The organism is Sphingobium sp. (assembly GCF_041987595.1).
Taxonomy (GTDB): domain Bacteria; phylum Pseudomonadota; class Alphaproteobacteria; order Sphingomonadales; family Sphingomonadaceae; genus Sphingobium.
The window spans coordinates 1-16,729 of the sequence record NZ_JBHIWJ010000027.1 but is presented as its reverse complement, the minus strand read 5'-3'; the positions used below and the strand labels follow the sequence as shown (position 1 = coordinate 16,729).

Here is a 16,729-nt window from a genome sequence, read left to right as displayed (position 1 = left end):
GAGGAGCTTGGGGGCATGTCGAGGGCAGGCGATCTTGTAAAGGAGTTCAGGAACCGCACCGTCCCGCGTGAGCGCACGGCGCTGGCCATCTGGTTCTGGGAAATCGACCGCGTGCTGCTGTCTCTGATCGTCGCGCTGATGGCGATCGGGCTGGTGGCGGTCGCCGCCGCTTCGCCCGTGGCGGCGATCGACCGGTCCACCAGCACGGTGTCGGTGACGCCCCTCATCTATTTCTACCGCCAGCTGATGTGGGTATTCATTGGCCTGCCGATCATGCTGGTGATCTCCATGCTGCCCCGCACTCAGGCTCGGCGGCTGGCTTTCGGGCTCTGCATTTTCTTCGCCCTCGCGCTGCTGCTGGTTCCGGTGCTCGGTTCCGTGGTGAACGGAGCGAAGCGCTGGATCGACCTGCCCGGCTTCCGCTTCCAGCCTTCCGAGTTTCTGAAACCCGTCTATGTCGTGACCATGGCCTGGCTGCTGTCCCTGCGCGGCAAGGATATGTCCTTGCCCGTGATTCCCTTTACCGGCGCGACCACGGCCTTGATCGCCGCGATCCTGATGAAGCAGCCGGACTTTGGCCAGACCGTGATCTTCCTCGCCTGCTGGGGTGGGCTGCTGCTGCTTTCCGGCGTCTCGATGCGGGCCATTGGCGGTCTGGCGGGCGCCGGGCTGGGTGGGCTGGTGCTGATGTACATGTTCTACGAGAATGGCCGTCAGCGCATCAACGACTTCCTCGGCATCGGTGTCGCGCAGGATGTGGGGCCGGACCAGACGGAGCTGGCTTTCCGCACCATCACCCATGGCGGGTTCCTTGGCGTCGGGCCGGGCGGCGGTCAGGCCAAGTTCCGCCTGCCCGAAGCGCATACCGACTATATCTTCTCCGTGATCGGGGAGGAATTCGGACTGCTCGCCTGCATCGGCATCGCCTGCGTCTATCTGGCCATCGTGGTGCGGGTTTTCCTGCGCATGCTGGACGAGGACGATAATTTCACCATCCTCGCCGCGGCGGGCCTGACGACCCAGTTCGGCCTGCAGGCGATCATCAACATGGGCGTCAACGCCCAGATATTTCCGTCCAAGGGCATGACGCTGCCCTTTATCAGCTACGGTGGCTCCTCTATGCTGGCACTTTGTATCGGCGTCGGCCTGTTGCTCGCATTCACGCGGCGCAACCCCTTCATGGGCCGGCATACGGTCGTCAAATGGAGTGGTCGATGAGCATTTCCCGACACTTCGTCCTCGCCGCCGGCGGGACGGGTGGTCACATGATTCCCGCGCATGCCGTGGCGGAAGAGCTGATGCTGCGCGGCCATCATGTCGCGCTGGTGACGGATGAGCGCGGCGCGAAGATTCCGGGCGTTTTCGAACGGGCGCAGGTGCATGTCATGCCCGCCGGGCGGATGACCAGGAATCCCAAAAGCTGGCCTGGCGCGCTGAACGCGATCCTCGCGGGCCGGGCGATGGCGCGGCGGCTGAATGAGACTTTCCGTCCGACTGCCGTAGTGGGTTTCGGCGGCTATCCGGCCATGCCTGCGCTGCTGGGCGCGCTGGCCGATGGCATTCCGACCGCGATCCATGAACAGAATGCGGTACTCGGCCGGGTGAACCGCTATCTCGCCGGACGGGTCGATGCCATCGCGACCGCCTATCCCGATGTGGAGCGGTTGCGGGACAAATATGCAGGGAAGGTCCACCTGATCGGCAATCCGGTGCGCGAGGAAGTGAAGCAGTTGCGCGAAGAGGAATTCCCCGCGCTGACCGACGAAAGCGTCTTCCGCGTGCTGGTGATCGGCGGCAGCCAGGGGGCGACGATCCTCTCCAGCGTCGTGCCCGACGGCCTTGGCATGTTGCCCTTGAGCCTGCGCCGCCGTTTGCAGGTGACGCAACAGTGCCGCGCCGAGGATATCGAGCGGGTGCGCAAGCTCTATGCCGAGCTCGAAATCCCGGCGGATCTGGCGACCTATTTCAACGATGTGCCGGAAAAGCTGGGCTGGTCGCATCTGGTGATCGCCCGCGCGGGGGCTTCGACGCTGGCGGAACTGACCTGCGCGGGCCGTCCGGCGATCCTGATCCCCCTGCCGAGCGCCATGGACGATCATCAGACCGTCAATGCCCGCGAAATGACCGAGGCGGGCGGTGCGCGCACCATCCCGCAGGCGCGCTTCACCGCTGTCGAACTCGCCAAGCAGATGCAGAAGATGGCGCTGGAACCCGGCGCCCTCCAGAACGCCGCCAAGCGCGCCCGCGCCTGTGGCCGACCCAATGCCGCGCGCGACATGGCCGATTTGCTGGAAAGCATCGGCCCCGCGCCCATCGTCAATGATCCGCTGCGTGTCGGCCCGACGCCGACCAGCCTCAATCTCCAGGGAGTTCCCGCATGAAGGGTGTCGGCACCGACATCGGCACGATCCATTTCATCGGCATTGGCGGCATCGGCATGTCCGGCATCGCCGAGGTGATGCATAATCTGGGTTACAGGGTTCAGGGGTCCGACGTCGCCGAAGGCTATGTTGTCGAGGGGCTGCGCAAGAAGGGCATCCCGGTGATGATCGGCCACAAGGCCGAAAATCTGGGCGATGCTGCTGTGGTCGTGACCTCCACCGCCATCAAGAAGGGCAATCCGGAAGTCGATCTGGCGCTGGAAAAGCGCGTTCCCGTCATTCGCCGCGCCGAAATGCTGGCGGAGCTGATGCGGTTGAAGTCGACCGTCGCGGTCGCGGGCACGCATGGCAAGACCACGACCACCTCCATGGTCGCGGCGCTGCTGGACGCGGGCGGGGTGGACCCGACCGTCATCAATGGCGGCATCATCAACAGCTATGGCTCCAACGCCCGCCTCGGCAAGAGCGACTGGATGGTGGTCGAAGCCGACGAAAGCGACGGCAGCTTCCTGCGGCTCGACGGCACGCTGGCGGTGGTGACCAATATCGATCCCGAGCATCTCGACCATTATGGCAGCTTCGACAGGGTGAAGGACGCCTTTGTCGAGTTCGTCGAGAATGTGCCCTTCTATGGCGCGGCGATGCTCTGCCTCGACCATCCGGAGGTGCAGGCGATCCTGCCGCGCGTGCAGGACCGGCGCATCGTCACCTACGGTTTTTCGGCGCAGGCCGACATCCGTGGCGAAAATGTCCAGCCCATCCCCGGCGGCAACCGTTTCGACGTGCAGATCCGCGAGCGGGACGGCTTGATCCGCCGCATTGAAGGCATCGAAATGCCGATGCCTGGCCGTCACAATGTGCTGAACGCCATGGCGGCGATCGGCGTGGCGTTGCAGATGGGGATCGACGACGCGACCATCCAGACCGGCTTTGCCAAATTCGGTGGCGTGAAGCGGCGCTTTACGAAGGTCGGGGAAATCGCCGTCGAGGGCGGCACCGCAACGGTGATCGATGATTATGGTCACCATCCGGTCGAGATCAGGGCGGTGCTGGCCGCCGCCCGCGAAGGAGCGAAAGGCCGCGTCATCGCCGTGGTCCAGCCGCACCGCTTTACCCGTCTGCGCGACCTCATGGACGAGTTCCAGCAGGCCTTCAACGATGCCGACATCGTCTACGCCGCCCCGGTCTATCCCGCAGGCGAGCAGCCGATCGAGGGCGTGGACAGCGGCGAACTGGTCGCGGGCCTCAAGCGGCGGGGGCATCGTCACGCCGCGACGATCGAGGGCGCCGATGACCTTGCCCGTGTGATCGCCGCCGATGTTCATGCGGACGACATGATCATCTGCCTTGGCGCGGGCGACATCACCAAATGGGCGGCGGGGCTTGCCTCGGCCGTGGCGCAGAAGGAAGCGGCCTGATGTTCGAACTGTTCAACGTCGGTCTCGAAATGCAGAAGCGCATGATCGACGTCCAGATGCAGGGCCTTGAGGCAGCGCAGCAGATGGTCGACGCAGCCCAGCGCAACGTGGAGGCCGGCATGGCCGCCAATCAGGCGGGCGAAGCGGGGGCGAGGGCGATGAAGGGCTGGATGCGGCTCTGGGGGATACGCGATTGACGCGGGCGACGACGTCCCTTCCTCCGGTTCGCGGTTCGCTCAAGCCTGATGCGCCGCTTGGTCCCCTCGTCTGGTTCAAGGCGGGGGGGCTTGCGGAATGGCTGTTCGAGCCGAAGGATGCCGAAGACCTTTCCGATTTTCTGGCGGCTCTGGACCCGGCGATCCCGGTGATGGCGCTGGGGCTTGGCTCCAACCTGATCGTTCGCGATGGCGGCGTTCCCGGCGTGGTCGTGCGCCTCGGCAAGCCTTTTGCGAAGGTGGAGCAGCTGGATGCGACCGGCTTGCGCTGCGGAGGGGGCGCTTCGGGGATTCTGGTGTCCTCGACGGCGCGCGATGCCGGGATTGCCGGGCTGGAGTTTCTGCGCTCGATCCCCGGCACGGTCGGCGGGTTCGTAAGGATGAATGGCGGCGCTTATGGTCGCGAAACCTGCAACATATTGGTGGAGTGCGACGTCGTGCTCCGCTCGGGCGAGCAGGTGACGCTGCCGCTCGATGCGCTGGGCTACACCTATCGCCACAGCAGTCTGCCGGAGGGCGCGGTCGTCGTGAGCGCGGTGTTCCGGGGGTCTCCGGGCGAACCAGCCGCCATTCAGGCGGAAATGGACCGCATCGCCGCCGCCCGCGAAGAAAGCCAGCCGCTCCGTAGCAAGACGGGCGGCTCGACCTTCAAGAATCCCGAAGGGCACAAGGCCTGGCAGCTGGTGGACGAAGCCGGTTGCCGCGGGCTGCAACTGGGCGGCGCGCAGGTTTCGGAGAAGCACACCAATTTCCTCCTCAACCTCGGCGAGGCGACCAGCGCGGACATCGAGGCCTTGGGCGAGGAAGTGCGGCGCCGCGTGAAGGAAAAGAGCGGCGTCGAACTGGAATGGGAAATTCAGCGCGTCGGCCTGTCTGTCGCCGACGCGAGGATTGAAAATCTTGTGGGAGTTAAGAAGTGAGCCGTGGTCCCTGGCATGTTGCCGTCCTGATGGGCGGCTGGTCCGCCGAGCGGCCCGTTTCGCTGTCAAGCGGCGAGGGCGTCGCCAAGGCGCTGGAATCGCGCGGCCACAAGGTCACGCGCATCGACATGGACCGCGATGTCGCCCTGCGCCTCTCGGAAACGAAACCTGATGTCGTGTTCAACGCCCTTCACGGCGTTCCCGGCGAGGATGGCACGGTGCAGGGCATGATGGACCTGATGGGTCTCACCTACACCCATTCGGGCCTCGCTACCTCGGTCATCGCGATCGACAAGCAGCTGACCAAGCAGGCGCTGGTGCCCCACGGCATCCCCATGCCCGGCGGCCATATCGTGAGCAGCGAGAGCCTGTTCGAAGCCGATCCGCTGCCGCGCCCCTATGTGGTGAAGCCGGTCAATGAGGGCAGTTCGGTCGGCGTCGCCATCGTGACGCAGGACGGCAATTACGGCTCGCCCATAGGCCGCGATGTCGAGGGGCCGTGGCTGCATTTCGACGAGCTGCTGGCCGAACCCTATATTCGCGGCCGGGAACTGACGACCGCCGTGCTGGGCGACGAGGCGCTGCTGGTGACGGAACTGCGTCCGAAAAGCGGCTTCTATGATTTTGACGCCAAATATACCGACGGCATGACCGAGCATGTCTGCCCCGCGGATATTCCGGACGAAATCGCCGAGGCCTGCAAGGCGATCGCTCTGCGCGCTCATCAACTGCTGGGCTGCAAGGGCGCGTCACGCTCCGATTTTCGCTGGGACGACAATTTGGGCGTAGAGGGGCTGTTCCTGCTGGAGGTCAACACACAGCCGGGCATGACCCCCCTGAGCCTGGTTCCCGAACAGGCGGCGAAGCTGGGCATTGACTATGCCGAGCTGGTGGAGCGTATTGTCGAGCAGGCGCTAGAGGGGGCAAAGCATGGCTGAAGCACGCATCCGGCGTGGCGGGACGGCGCGGCTGACGACGCGCGCGGCCGGCGCGCGCGGCCGCAGCGGAGCGAGAGGGCGTCCGGTCAGGCGCCGCAGCTGGATCGACAGCCTGCTCGACATGCTCCCGGTGAGCGAAGAAACGCTTCAGCGCATGGCGAGCTGGGCGATCGTCGGCATCGTGCTGGCAGGCGTGGTGGGCATATCGATGCTGCTGGGCCTTCCCGCCATGGCCGGACAGAAAGCGTCCGAACTGGCCGCCAAGGCCGGCTTCGAGGTCGAGAAGGTCGAAGTGCGCGGCGTCGAGCGCATGGACGAGCTGCCCATCTACAATATCGCGCTGGGTCAGGTGAGCCGCTCGATGCTCGCGCTCGATCTGCCCAAGGTGCGGGACGACATGCTGAAGCTCGGCTGGGTCAAGGATGCCCGCATTTCCAGGCGGCTGCCTGATACGCTGGTGGTCGATATCGTCGAGCGCGATCCGGTGGCAGTGTGGCAGCATGACGGCCAGCTCCAGCTGATCGACGTGCAGGGGGTGGTGCTGCAATCGGTGTCGGCGGGCGCGATGCCCGATCTGCCGCTGGTCGTCGGTCCGAACGCCAATCTCCAGACCGCAGGTCTCAACAAGCTGATGGAAAATGCCCCGGCGCTGAAGCCGATGCTGGCGGGCGCGACCTGGGTCGGGAACCGGCGCTGGGATCTGCGCTTTCAGTCGGGTGAGACGCTGTCGCTGCCCGAAGGCGACAAGCCCTCCGCCACGGCGCTGGTCAATTTCGCGCGGATGGACGGCGTGAACCGTCTGCTCGGCCGGGGGATCGTCAAGTTCGACATGCGCGACCCCGATCGCTTCATCCTGCGTCTGCCGCAGGGGCAGACGAGTGAAAAGCCCGCGACCGATGCCGAGGCACCTGCCAAGGGCGAGGAAGGCTGACCGATGGCCCAACCCAAGGTCGAAAAGTTCGTCACTGCGATCGATATCGGATCGTGGAAGGTGTCCGCGCTGATCGCGGGGCGCACCGAAAATGGTGAGCTGGCGATTTTGGGCACCGGCCAGCGCGAGAGCCGGGGCGTGCGGCGCGGCTTCATCGCGGATATGGAGCGCACGGAACTTGCGGTGCGCGAGACGGTCGAACAGGCCGAGCGCGTCGCGGGCACCAATATAGAGGATGTCTGGGTCAGCTTCTCGGGCGGTTCGCTCGTCAGCGACGTCGTCACGGTCGAACGCGACATGGGCGGCTATCGTGTCGAGCAGGGCGACATCGACGATCTTCTGACCACCGGCCAGCAGGGGATCGATCCCGATGGCCGTGTGGTGTTGCATGCCCAGCCGACCTGCTTCACCATCAACGGCCGGGTTCCGGTGAAGAAGCCGCTGGGGATGCACGCGGACCTGCTCGGCGTCGATATCCATGTCGTGCTGGCCGATGGCGCGCCGCTGGCCAATCTCGATCTTTGCGTGCGCGGGGCTTATCTCAACGTCAATTCGATCGTCGCTTCCCCGATCGCAACCGGCCTTGCCTGCCTGTCCGAAGAGGAGAGGGATCTGGGCGTCGCGCTGGTCGAACTGGGCGCTGGCGTCACCAATGTCTCGCTTTATGCGGGCGGTATGCTGGTCGGTCTGCATTCCATTCCCATCGGCGCGTCGGACATTACCGATGACATTGCCTCGGCCTTCGGCATCCGTCGCAGTCAGGCGGAGCGGATCAAATGCTTTTACGGCTCCGCCATGCAGAATCGTCGCGACTTCCGCGACATGATCGAGATTGCCGCACCCCACGGCGATGTCGCCATTCCGGGGCAGAGCGCCGGCCCCAACGCCGATGGCGGCAAGATCACCCGCGCCGCGCTGGTCGCCGTGATCTGCGAGCGGTTGAACCAGATCATGGTCGAGGTGAACGCTGCTCTGGCCGGCATGGGCTTCAACACCCCTACCGGACGGCAGGTCGTGCTGACCGGCGGCGGGGCGGAGATGAAGGGCATTGCCGACTATGCCCAGGGTGCTTTAGGGCGCGCGGTGCGGATCGGGCGACCGCGCGGGTTGGCTGCGCTGCCCGAAGCGCATAGCGGTCCGGCCTTCGCGACGCTCGCTGGCCTTGCGCTTTACGGCGCTTCAAACCCGGTTGATCTTAGAACGATAGCGCCCGCTCCTCAGACGGTCCATCGTATCGGTGCGCCCGCATGGTGGCAGAGAATGGTCAAAGCCATGAAGACGAACTATTGAAATAAACTCAAGTCAGACGAAATTTAGTGGTGAATTACGCCATTATCTGTTGCATTAACCTTCGATGACAGTTTCGCTCACGTCACCGAAGCTGGAGGGAGCTAGAATTTATGAGCATTGAAATCAGCCCGCCGCATGTGGACGAGTTGAAGCCACGCATCGCGGTGATCGGCGTCGGCGGCGCGGGCGGTAACGCCATCGCGAACATGATCGCCGCCTCGGTCGAGGGCGTGGATTTCATCGTCGCCAACACCGACGCGCAGGCGCTGAACGCCTCGCCTGCGGAACGACGCATCCAGCTTGGTCCGCAAATCACCGAAGGTCTTGGCGCGGGTTCTCGCCCTGAAATCGGCAAGGCCGCGGCGGAAGAGACGATCGCTTCGGTCGAGCAGGCGCTGGAAGGCGCGCATATGTGCTTTATCGCGGCAGGCATGGGCGGCGGCACCGGCACCGGCGCAGCGCCCGTCATCGCCAAGGCGGCGCGGGATCGCGGCATCCTGACGGTCGGCGTGGTGACCAAGCCTTTCACCTTCGAGGGCAATCGCCGCATGAAGTCGGCGGAAAGCGGTATCGAAGAGCTGCAAAAGCATGTCGATACCCTCATCGTCATCCCGAACCAGAACCTGTTCCTGATCGCCAATCCCAACACCACCTTCAAGGAAGCCTTCCAGATGGCTGACGAGGTGTTGCAGCAGGGCGTTCGCGGCATCACCGACCTCATGGTCATGCCGGGCCTCATCAACCTCGACTTCGCCGACGTCCGTTCGGTCATGGGCGAGATGGGCAAGGCGATGATGGGCACCGGCGAAGCCGAAGGTGACGGCCGCGCGTTGCAGGCTGCCGAAAAGGCGATCGCCAATCCGCTGCTCGATGGCGTGTCCATGCGCGGCGCCAAGGGCGTGATCGTCTCCATCGTGGGCGGCGACGACATGCGCCTGATGGAAGTCGACGAAGCCGCCAATCATATTCGCGAACTGGTCGATCCGGACGCGAACATCATCTGGGGTTCGGCCTTCAATGACGGCCTTAACGGCAAGATCCGCGTGTCGGTGGTCGCCACCGGCATCGACAGCGACGCCGCCGGCAACGCCGCGCCGCTGACCCAGCCGTTCAGCTTCGCTAGCCGCCCGGCCGTCGCGGTTCCCCAGGCGGCCGCTCCCAAGCCCGCCCCGGTCGCCGCTCCGGCCCCTCCGCCTGTCGCGGCGCCGGAACCGGAACCCGAAACGCTGGAACTGGATGTGCCCGCAGCGCCTGCGCCTGCGCCGCTGACCCCGCCGGTCGCGGAAAAGGCGCCCGCGCCCTTCTCGCCGCCGCGTCCGGCGGCGGTCTTCTCGGACGAAGATCCGACGCAGGACGAACTGCTGCTGGGCGCTGAAGAGGCTGCTGCCCCGGCGCAGCCCGTTCCCGCGCCCGCGCCGCAGGCGGCGCCCCGCGTGGCGACGGGCGGCACGCTGTTCGAGCGCATGGCTGGCCTGACGCGCGGTGCGGACAAGGGCGCAGCGGCCAGCGATGATGGCGCCGCGACGCCGGATATTCCGCGCTTCCTGAACCGCCAGAGCAACCAGTAAACAGGCGCGGGTTCCCTCCCTGCCGCCAAAGGATAAGCGCGCTATCGGCTGCCATGGGCAACCGGGCGCGCTTTTTCTTTTGGCATATTCCCTTGTCCCGCCAAAATCCGTTAAAGGGTGCCTGTGAGACGTTATGACATTCGGATATTGGGCGGGCTGCTTCTGGCGGGCAGCGCCCTGGCGCAACCCGTTCTGGCGCAACCGGGCCAGGTGCAGGCGATCCGCCCATCCAGCACCGAAGATCTCAACAGCAATCTGGCCCGGCTGGCGTCCAATCCACGCGATGTGAATGCGCTGATCGGCGCAGGCGAAGCGGCGCTCGACATGGATGATGCGCGGGCCGCGGCCGGCTTCTTTGCGCGGGCCGACACGCTCCAGCCGAATAACGGCAAGGTGAAGGCGGGGCTGGGCCGCGTCATGCTCAAGAACCAGAATCCGGCCGAAGCCCTGCGCCTCTTCGATCAGGCCACCCGCATGGGCTATGCCGAAGCGTCGCTGCTGTCCGATCGCGGTCTGGCCAAGGACATGACGGGCGATCAGGCGGGCGCGCAACGCGATTATCAAACCGCGCTCCAGCGCAAGCCCGATGATGTCGAACTGACCCACCGCTATGCCGCCTCGCTGGGCATATCGGGGCAGGTGGACGCGGCGGAACGGGTTCTGAAGCCGCTGCTTTACAAGAGCGACCGGGCCGCCTGGCGTTACCGGGCCTTCATTCTGGCGATGAATAATCGTCAGGCGGATGCCCGCAAGATCGCGGAACAGACCATGCCCGCGCATCTGGCGAGCGCGATCATCCCCTATATGCAGAAAATGCCCTATCTGACCGGCGCGCAAAAGGCCGCGGCCGTGCATTTCGGGCATTTCCCGGCTCGCGTCGGCACGACCATCGCGGCGATCACGCCGACGCCGCCGGCTTTCGCCCCGGCGGAAGCAGCGGCAGCGGCCAGGCCACCCGCGGTTCAAACGCCCCAGCCGGCCCGGTCGGCAAAGGATGATCGCCGGGCGCGCCGCAACGGGACGGGCACGGCGACGCTCGCGCAGGCGGAAACGGCGCCCGCGCGCGCCGCGCCCGTTCCCGCGGCGCCAGCACGGACGGTCCCGCCTCCGCAGCCAGGGCCCGCCGCCCCATCACCCAATGTTCAGGGTCCGCCCGCGCCCGGATTTGAATCGGTGCAGACCGCGCCGCCCGCCGCCAGCCAGCCGTCGCCGTCCAGCCAGCTCAACGCGATCACGCTGGCGCAGGCGTCCGCGCCTGCCGCCCAGTCGCAGGCAGCGCCCCAAACTCCGCAGCCTGCTCCGGCAGAGGCTGCGCCGCCTGCGCCTGCGGCTCAGGCGCAGGTAGATCCTGCGGTCGCGCGCAGTCTGGCCGACATCATCCACGCCATCGACGTGCCCGAGTCCGAGCGCCAGTCCAATGTGGTCGCCGTGGATCTGGCGGAGGTCGCGCAAATACAGGCCGCCCGCCGGGCCGAGCGCGAATCCGCCGCCGCTGCCGCCGCGGAAAAGGCGAAGAAGGCCGCCGCCGCCAAGGCAAAGGCCGAAGCCGATGCCAAGGCCAGGCAACTGGCCGAGGAAAAGAAGAAGGCCGCCGCGGAGAAGGCGCGCCTCGCCGCCAATCCCTCGCGCAACTGGCTTCAGGTCGGGACGGGCGCCAACAAAGGCGCGCTGGCCTTCACCATGAAGGGGTTGCGGAAGAAATATGCGACGCTGGAGCCGCAGGATGCCTGGGTCGCGGGCTGGGGGCGCACCAATCGCCTGCTGGTCGGGCCGTTCAGCAGCTTTACCCGCGCCAAGACGCTGGAGGACAAGCTGAAATCGGCAGGGGCAGATGTCTTTGCGTGGAAAAGCGATGCGGGAGAGGTGGTCGAACGGCTGCCGTCCCAGTAGAACGCGCCGCATGACGACGCTCGCCTCTTATGCCTCCTGTCCCGATCACAGCCGGGGCCGCCTGCACGCGGAGCCGTGCGGGGAGGTGCGCGGTCCCCGCGACGTGTTCCAGCGTGACCGCGACCGCATCATCCACAGCATCGCCTTCCGGCGGCTGCGCCACAAGACGCAGGTGTTCGTCTCGCCCGACGGCGATCATTATCGCGTGCGCCTGACCCACAGTCTGGAGGTCGCGCAGATCGGCCGCACCACGGCGCGGACGCTGGGACTGAACGAGGACCTGACCGAAGCCCTCTGCCTCGCCCATGATATCGGCCATCCGCCCTTCGGCCATGCGGGCGAGGATGCGCTGGAAGCGGCGCTCGATGCGCATGGCGGCTTCGATCATAATGCGCATACGCTGCGCACGCTGATGCTGCTGGAAAGCCCTTATCCGCGTTTTCGGGGACTGAACCTCAGCTGGGAAATGCTGGAGGGGCTGGCCAAGCATAACGGGCCGATCACCCATCCGGGTTGGGCGATGCGCGAGGTGGATGCGCTGTTCCCGCTCGATCTGCCCAGCCACGCTTCGCTGGAGGCGCAGTTGGCGGCGATTGCCGATGATATCGCCTATGACAATCATGATATCGATGACGGTCTGCGGGCGGGCTTGCTCACGCTCGATCAGCTTCTCTCCGTTCCGCTTGTCAAAAGCTGTTGGGACCGGGTTCGCGGCCGTTATCCCGATGTGCCCGAAGACCGGCTGCTGCGGGAACTGGTGCGCGAGCAGATCGGCGTGATGGCCAATGACCTGATCGCCGCCACGCGCGCCAACATTGCGGAATCGGGCGTCGAGACCGTCGAGGATGTGCGCGGCATCGGGCGGACGCTGGTGGGCTTCTCGCCCGAACTGGCTGCGCAGGAGCGCGACCTCAAGCGCTTCATGTATGCCACGCTCTACCACCACCCATCGCAACTGGCGGCCGCCGACCGCGCGCGGGTGATCGTGACGGACCTGTTCCGCGCCTATCAGGCTGACCCCGGGCTTATGCCGGGGGAATGGCGCGGCGATTGCCTGTCGTCCGAGCCTGAGCGCAGCCGCCATATCGGCGATTTCATCGCCGGCATGACCGACCGCTATGCAGAAAAATGCCATGCCGAGATTTTCGGCAGGCTGGAGATCGCCTGATGCCCTTGCACCCCCAGATCGCCGCGCTCGCGGCTCAGCTCGAAGATCTCGCCAACCTGCTGCGGAGGAATGACGACCGGCTTTGGTCCGGGCGGATCGACCTGATCCGGCATCTGGTGGCCGACTCCAATTTCGCGGGCGTCGAACGTTTCCTGCGCCTGTTCGAAGGCGAGGAGGGACTGGCCGCGCTCGAGCTGACCGATGCGTCGGCCAATCAGCGCCTTGCCGAACTGCGCCACTCCGCCCGGATCCTTGCGCAGCGGCTGGCAAAAGAGGAAGGCACCGATTGAGCGATTGACGGCGCGCTTCGTTTCACGCAATGCAAAAATTGTCGCTGGGCCTCGAGGATTCGGGTCCCGGACTTGATGCGGGAGAGCATGGGAAGCCTTTGAGGCCACCCCATCGCCGAAGGAGCAACCGCCCCGGAATCTCTCAGGCCAAAGGACCGCATCATGGGCAGGCACTCTGGAAAGCGGACGGTTCAGGCCGTCCCACCGAAGGGGTAAGCCATCCGATCGAATGATTGGTGGTCAAAGCTCTCAGGTTCCGTGACAGAGGGGGTGGCAGACGGGATGAGTCCGACTCCGGACTTTAGCGTTTGTCGCCAGTAACCCGCACGGAAAGGCCGCCCCCATGTCAGGCAATGACGACATCGCCCATATCGAAGAAGAATTGCCGTTGCAGGCGCTGCCGCTCGACGCGTGGCATCGCGCAAAGGGTGCGCGCATGGTCGGCTTTGCAGGCTATCACATGCCGATCCAGTATGAAGGCATCATGGCCGAGCACGCCTGGACGCGTGAGCATGCCGGGTTGTTCGACGTCAGCCATATGGGCCAGCTTACCTTTTCCGGTGAAGGCGTCGACGAAGCGCTGGAGCATCTGCTGCCGAGCGATATCAAGGGGCTGAAACCCTTCCGTCAGCGCTATTCGATGCTGCTCGATGAAGAGGGCGGCATCCTTGACGATCTGATGGTCTCGCGGCTCGGCGGCGACGCTTTTGACGGCGCGGACATCTATATGGTCGTCAACGGCGCGACCAAATATGACGATATCGGCTGGATGATCGAGCATCTGCCCGATGAGGTCGTGATGAATCATATGGACGAGCAGGCGCTTCTTGCCCTGCAGGGACCGGAGGCGGGGGAGGCGCTGGCGAGCCTGATCCCCGAGACCGCCGACCTCCTTTTCATGCAGTCCGGTCCCTTCATCTGGCGCGGCGTGCCGTTGTGGATCAGCCGGTCGGGCTATACCGGCGAGGACGGCTTCGAGATCAGCGTGCCCGCTGAGGATGCGACGCTGCTGGCGGATGCGCTGTGCGAACTGCCGCAGGTGAAGCCGATCGGTCTTGGCGCGCGGGACTCGCTGCGACTGGAAGCGGGGCTGCCGCTCTATGGCCATGACCTGACGCCCGCCGTCAGCACCATTGGCGCCGATCTGGGCTTTGCCATCCAGAAGCGCCGCCGCGAGGAAGGCGGCTTCATCGGCCATGCCCGCGTGATGAAGGAACTGGCCGACGGGCCGGGTTCGAAGCGCGTGGGACTGAAGATCGAAGGGCGGTTGCCCGCTCGCGAAGGGGCATCAATCTATGCAGGCGATGTGCTGGTGGGTGAAGTGACATCCGGCGGTTTTGCGCCGACCGTAGGCGCGCCGATCGCCATGGGCTGGGTCAGCCTGCCGCATGCCGGGCTGGATGAGGCACTCGAAATCGAGGTGCGTGGCAAGCGCATTGCCGCCACCGTTGCGCCGATGCCGTTCGTGCCGCACCGTTATCGCCGCAAGGCGTGAAATTTCTCAATCTTTCCGAGGGGAGTATCACCATGAGCCGTTATTTCACCGACGAACATGAATGGATCGATGTCGAGGGCGAAATCGCCACCGTGGGCATCACCGATTATGCGCAGGAGCAGCTGGGCGACATCGTGTTCGTCGAACTGCCCGCCGAAGGGACCAGCTTCGAAAAGGGCGACGACGCCGCCGTCGTGGAGTCCGTCAAGGCCGCTTCGGACGTCTATGCGCCGATCTCGGGCGAGGTCGTTGAAACCAACGGCGCGCTGGAGGACGAGCCGGCGCTCGTGAACAGCGACGCCGAGGAAGACGGCTGGTTCTTCAAGCTGCGCGTCACTGACGCCAGCGAGCTGGAAGGCCTGATGAACGAAGCCGCCTACAAGAAGTTCGTGGCCTCGCTCTGATCTTATCATCGCCGTTCCCGCCTGTGCGGGAACGGCGTCCGCAGGAATATATCATGCGCTACCTACCCCTTACCGACACTGACCGGCAGGACATGCTGTCCGTCATCGGCGCGTCGACAATCGACGACCTGTTCGTGGACGTCCCCGCACAAGCCCGCCTGTCCGAGAAGATCGCCGGCCTGCCCGATCATGCCAGCGAACTCGCGGTTGAGCGCCATATGGCGGCTCTGGCGCGGCAAAATCTGTCGGCAGGGGAGGCGCCCTTCTTCCTGGGCGCGGGCGCGTACAAACATCATGTCCCTGCCAGCGTCGACCATCTGATCCAGCGCGGCGAGTTCCTGACCGCCTACACGCCCTATCAGCCGGAAATCGCCCAGGGCACGTTGCAGGTGCTGTTCGAATTCCAGACCCAGGTGGCGCGTCTGCTGGGCTGTGACGTCGCCAATGCATCCATGTATGACGGCTCGACCGCCTGCTGGGAAGCGATCGGCATGGCCCGCCGCATCACCAAGCGCGGCAAGGCGATCCTGTCCTCCGGCCTGCATCCCCATTATGTCTCCGTCGCCAACACCATGGCGAAGTTCACCGGCGACGCGCTGGTGCACAAGGCTCCGACGCTCGATGCCACGACCGATATCGACGCGCTGATCGCCGGGATCGACAGGGACACGAGCTGCGTCGTCGTCCAATATCCCGATATTCTGGGCCGCATCGCGGACCTCACCCCGCTCGCTGACGCCGCCCATGCGGCAGGCGCGCTGCTGGTCGCGGTCGTCACCGAGCCGGTTGCGCTGGGCGCGATCAAGGCGCCCGGGGCCATGGGCGCGGACATCGTCGTCGGGGAAGGCCAGTCGATCGGCGTCGGCCTCCAGTTCGGCGGTCCCTATCTCGGCCTGTTCGCCTGCAAGCAGAAATATGTCCGCCAGATGCCGGGCCGCCTTTGCGGCGAAACGGTGGACGCGGCGGGCAAGCGCGGCTTCGTGCTGACGCTTTCCACCCGCGAGCAGCATATCCGGCGTGAAAAGGCGACGTCCAACATCTGCACCAATTCAGGTCTGTGCGCGCTGGCGTTCAGCATCCACATGACCCTGCTGGGCGAAAAGGGCCTGCGCGAGCTGGCGGCGCTCAACCATGCGCTGGCCTGTCAGGCTGCCGATCGTCTCGCCCAGGTGCCGGGTGTGCAACTGCTCAACGACAGCTTCTTCAACGAGTTCACGCTGGTCCTGTCGAAAGATGCCCGCGAAACCGTCCGCAACCTTGCCGACAGGGGCGTGCTGGGCGGCGTGTCGCTGGGCCGCCTGTTCCCGGATGCGCCGGAGATCGGCCACGGTCTGGTCGTCGCCGTCACGGAGACTGTGACCGCGGAGGATATCGAAGCCTTTGCCAAGGCGCTTGAGGAGGAACTGGCATGACCATGCTGAAGGAAGGCCGTCCCACCGCGCCGCAAGCCGTCTTGGAAGCCGACAACGTCCCAGCGACCGCCACGGGCAATCGCGCGCTGATGCTGGAAGAAGCGCTGATCTTCGAGATCGGCTCTGCCGACACCACCGGCGTCGACTTCGCGGAAGCGCCGAAGGTCGTCAGCCGCCTCGGGAATCTCGCCCGCACCGACGGCATTGGCCTGCCGGGCCTGTCGGAGCAGGAAACGGTGCGTCATTATACGCGCCTCAGCCGTCAGAACTATGCCATCGACCTTGGCCTGTTTCCGCTCGGCTCCTGCACGATGAAGCATAATCCGCGCCTCAATGAGAAGGTCGCGCGGATGCCGGGTTTCGCTGACCTCCATCCGCTTCAGCCGCAGTCGACGGTGCAGGGCGCGCT

The 16,729-nt window shown here is 65.4% G+C and carries 15 protein-coding genes, 1 pseudogene and 1 riboswitch; all 16 genes and pseudogenes read left to right on the top strand.

Features of this window, described 5'->3' with window-relative positions:
- The first annotated feature begins 15 nt into the window (after positions 1–15).
- Positions 16–1,218 carry an FtsW/RodA/SpoVE family cell cycle protein gene (locus ACFC3J_RS09325; protein ID WP_375195898.1) on the top strand — a complete coding sequence of 401 codons (1,203 nt, stop codon included), beginning with the start codon at positions 16–18 and terminating at the stop codon, positions 1,216–1,218.
- Positions 1,215–2,381, top strand: coding sequence for an undecaprenyldiphospho-muramoylpentapeptide beta-N-acetylglucosaminyltransferase (murG, locus tag ACFC3J_RS09320; protein ID WP_375195897.1), 1,167 nt, complete (start codon positions 1,215–1,217; stop codon positions 2,379–2,381). The genes ACFC3J_RS09325 and murG overlap by 4 nt, the downstream gene beginning before the upstream one ends.
- Complete coding sequence (murC, locus tag ACFC3J_RS09315) at positions 2,378–3,799, top strand: UDP-N-acetylmuramate--L-alanine ligase (RefSeq protein ID WP_375195896.1); 1,422 nt, start codon at positions 2,378–2,380, stop codon at positions 3,797–3,799. Before murG ends, murC begins: the two co-directional genes overlap by 4 nt.
- Positions 3,799–3,996 (top strand): hypothetical protein, encoded by a 198-nt coding sequence (locus tag ACFC3J_RS09310; protein WP_375195895.1) that lies wholly within the window; start codon positions 3,799–3,801, stop codon positions 3,994–3,996. The genes murC and ACFC3J_RS09310 overlap by 1 nt, the downstream gene beginning before the upstream one ends.
- Positions 3,993–4,934 (top strand): UDP-N-acetylmuramate dehydrogenase, encoded by a 942-nt coding sequence (gene murB, locus ACFC3J_RS09305; RefSeq protein WP_375195894.1) that lies wholly within the window; start codon positions 3,993–3,995, stop codon positions 4,932–4,934. The genes ACFC3J_RS09310 and murB overlap by 4 nt, the downstream gene beginning before the upstream one ends.
- The gene (locus tag ACFC3J_RS09300; RefSeq protein WP_375195893.1) at positions 4,931–5,872 is read left to right on the top strand and encodes a D-alanine--D-alanine ligase; all 942 of its coding nucleotides are present in this window, start codon (positions 4,931–4,933) and stop codon (positions 5,870–5,872) included. Before murB ends, ACFC3J_RS09300 begins: the two co-directional genes overlap by 4 nt.
- Positions 5,865–6,803 carry a cell division protein FtsQ/DivIB gene (locus ACFC3J_RS09295; protein ID WP_375195892.1) on the top strand — a complete coding sequence of 313 codons (939 nt, stop codon included), beginning with the start codon at positions 5,865–5,867 and terminating at the stop codon, positions 6,801–6,803. Before ACFC3J_RS09300 ends, ACFC3J_RS09295 begins: the two co-directional genes overlap by 8 nt.
- A 3-nt stretch (positions 6,804–6,806) precedes the next feature.
- Entirely contained in the window at positions 6,807–8,093 is a 1,287-nt protein-coding gene (ftsA, locus tag ACFC3J_RS09290) for a cell division protein FtsA (protein ID WP_375195891.1), read from the top strand.
- Between the two features lie 110 nt (positions 8,094–8,203).
- Positions 8,204–9,661: a cell division protein FtsZ gene (gene ftsZ, locus ACFC3J_RS09285; protein ID WP_375195890.1), complete on the top strand. Its 1,458-nt coding sequence runs from the start codon at positions 8,204–8,206 to the stop codon at positions 9,659–9,661.
- Positions 9,662–9,784: 123 nt separating this feature from the next.
- The gene (locus tag ACFC3J_RS09280) at positions 9,785–11,551 is read left to right on the top strand and encodes a tetratricopeptide repeat protein (protein WP_375195930.1); all 1,767 of its coding nucleotides are present in this window, start codon (positions 9,785–9,787) and stop codon (positions 11,549–11,551) included.
- Positions 11,552–11,561: 10 nt separating this feature from the next.
- Positions 11,562–12,719, top strand: a complete 1,158-nt coding sequence (locus ACFC3J_RS09275) for a deoxyguanosinetriphosphate triphosphohydrolase (RefSeq protein ID WP_375195889.1) — start codon at positions 11,562–11,564, stop codon at positions 12,717–12,719.
- Positions 12,719–13,009 carry a hypothetical protein gene (locus ACFC3J_RS09270; RefSeq protein ID WP_375195888.1) on the top strand — a complete coding sequence of 97 codons (291 nt, stop codon included), beginning with the start codon at positions 12,719–12,721 and terminating at the stop codon, positions 13,007–13,009. The genes ACFC3J_RS09275 and ACFC3J_RS09270 overlap by 1 nt, the downstream gene beginning before the upstream one ends.
- A 68-nt stretch (positions 13,010–13,077) precedes the next feature.
- Positions 13,078–13,177, top strand: a riboswitch (glycine riboswitch).
- 175 nt (positions 13,178–13,352) lie between these two features.
- Positions 13,353–14,504: a glycine cleavage system aminomethyltransferase GcvT gene (gene gcvT / locus ACFC3J_RS09265; RefSeq protein ID WP_375195887.1), complete on the top strand. Its 1,152-nt coding sequence runs from the start codon at positions 13,353–13,355 to the stop codon at positions 14,502–14,504.
- A 32-nt stretch (positions 14,505–14,536) separates the two neighbouring features.
- Complete coding sequence (gene gcvH, locus ACFC3J_RS09260) at positions 14,537–14,908, top strand: glycine cleavage system protein GcvH (RefSeq protein WP_192665830.1); 372 nt, start codon at positions 14,537–14,539, stop codon at positions 14,906–14,908.
- Between the two features lie 53 nt (positions 14,909–14,961).
- The gene (gene gcvPA, locus ACFC3J_RS09255) at positions 14,962–16,320 is read left to right on the top strand and encodes an aminomethyl-transferring glycine dehydrogenase subunit GcvPA (RefSeq protein ID WP_375195886.1); all 1,359 of its coding nucleotides are present in this window, start codon (positions 14,962–14,964) and stop codon (positions 16,318–16,320) included.
- Positions 16,317–16,729: pseudogene (locus ACFC3J_RS09250) on the top strand (aminomethyl-transferring glycine dehydrogenase subunit GcvPB); the annotation flags it as partial. The gene gcvPA and the pseudogene ACFC3J_RS09250, both read left to right, overlap by 4 nt.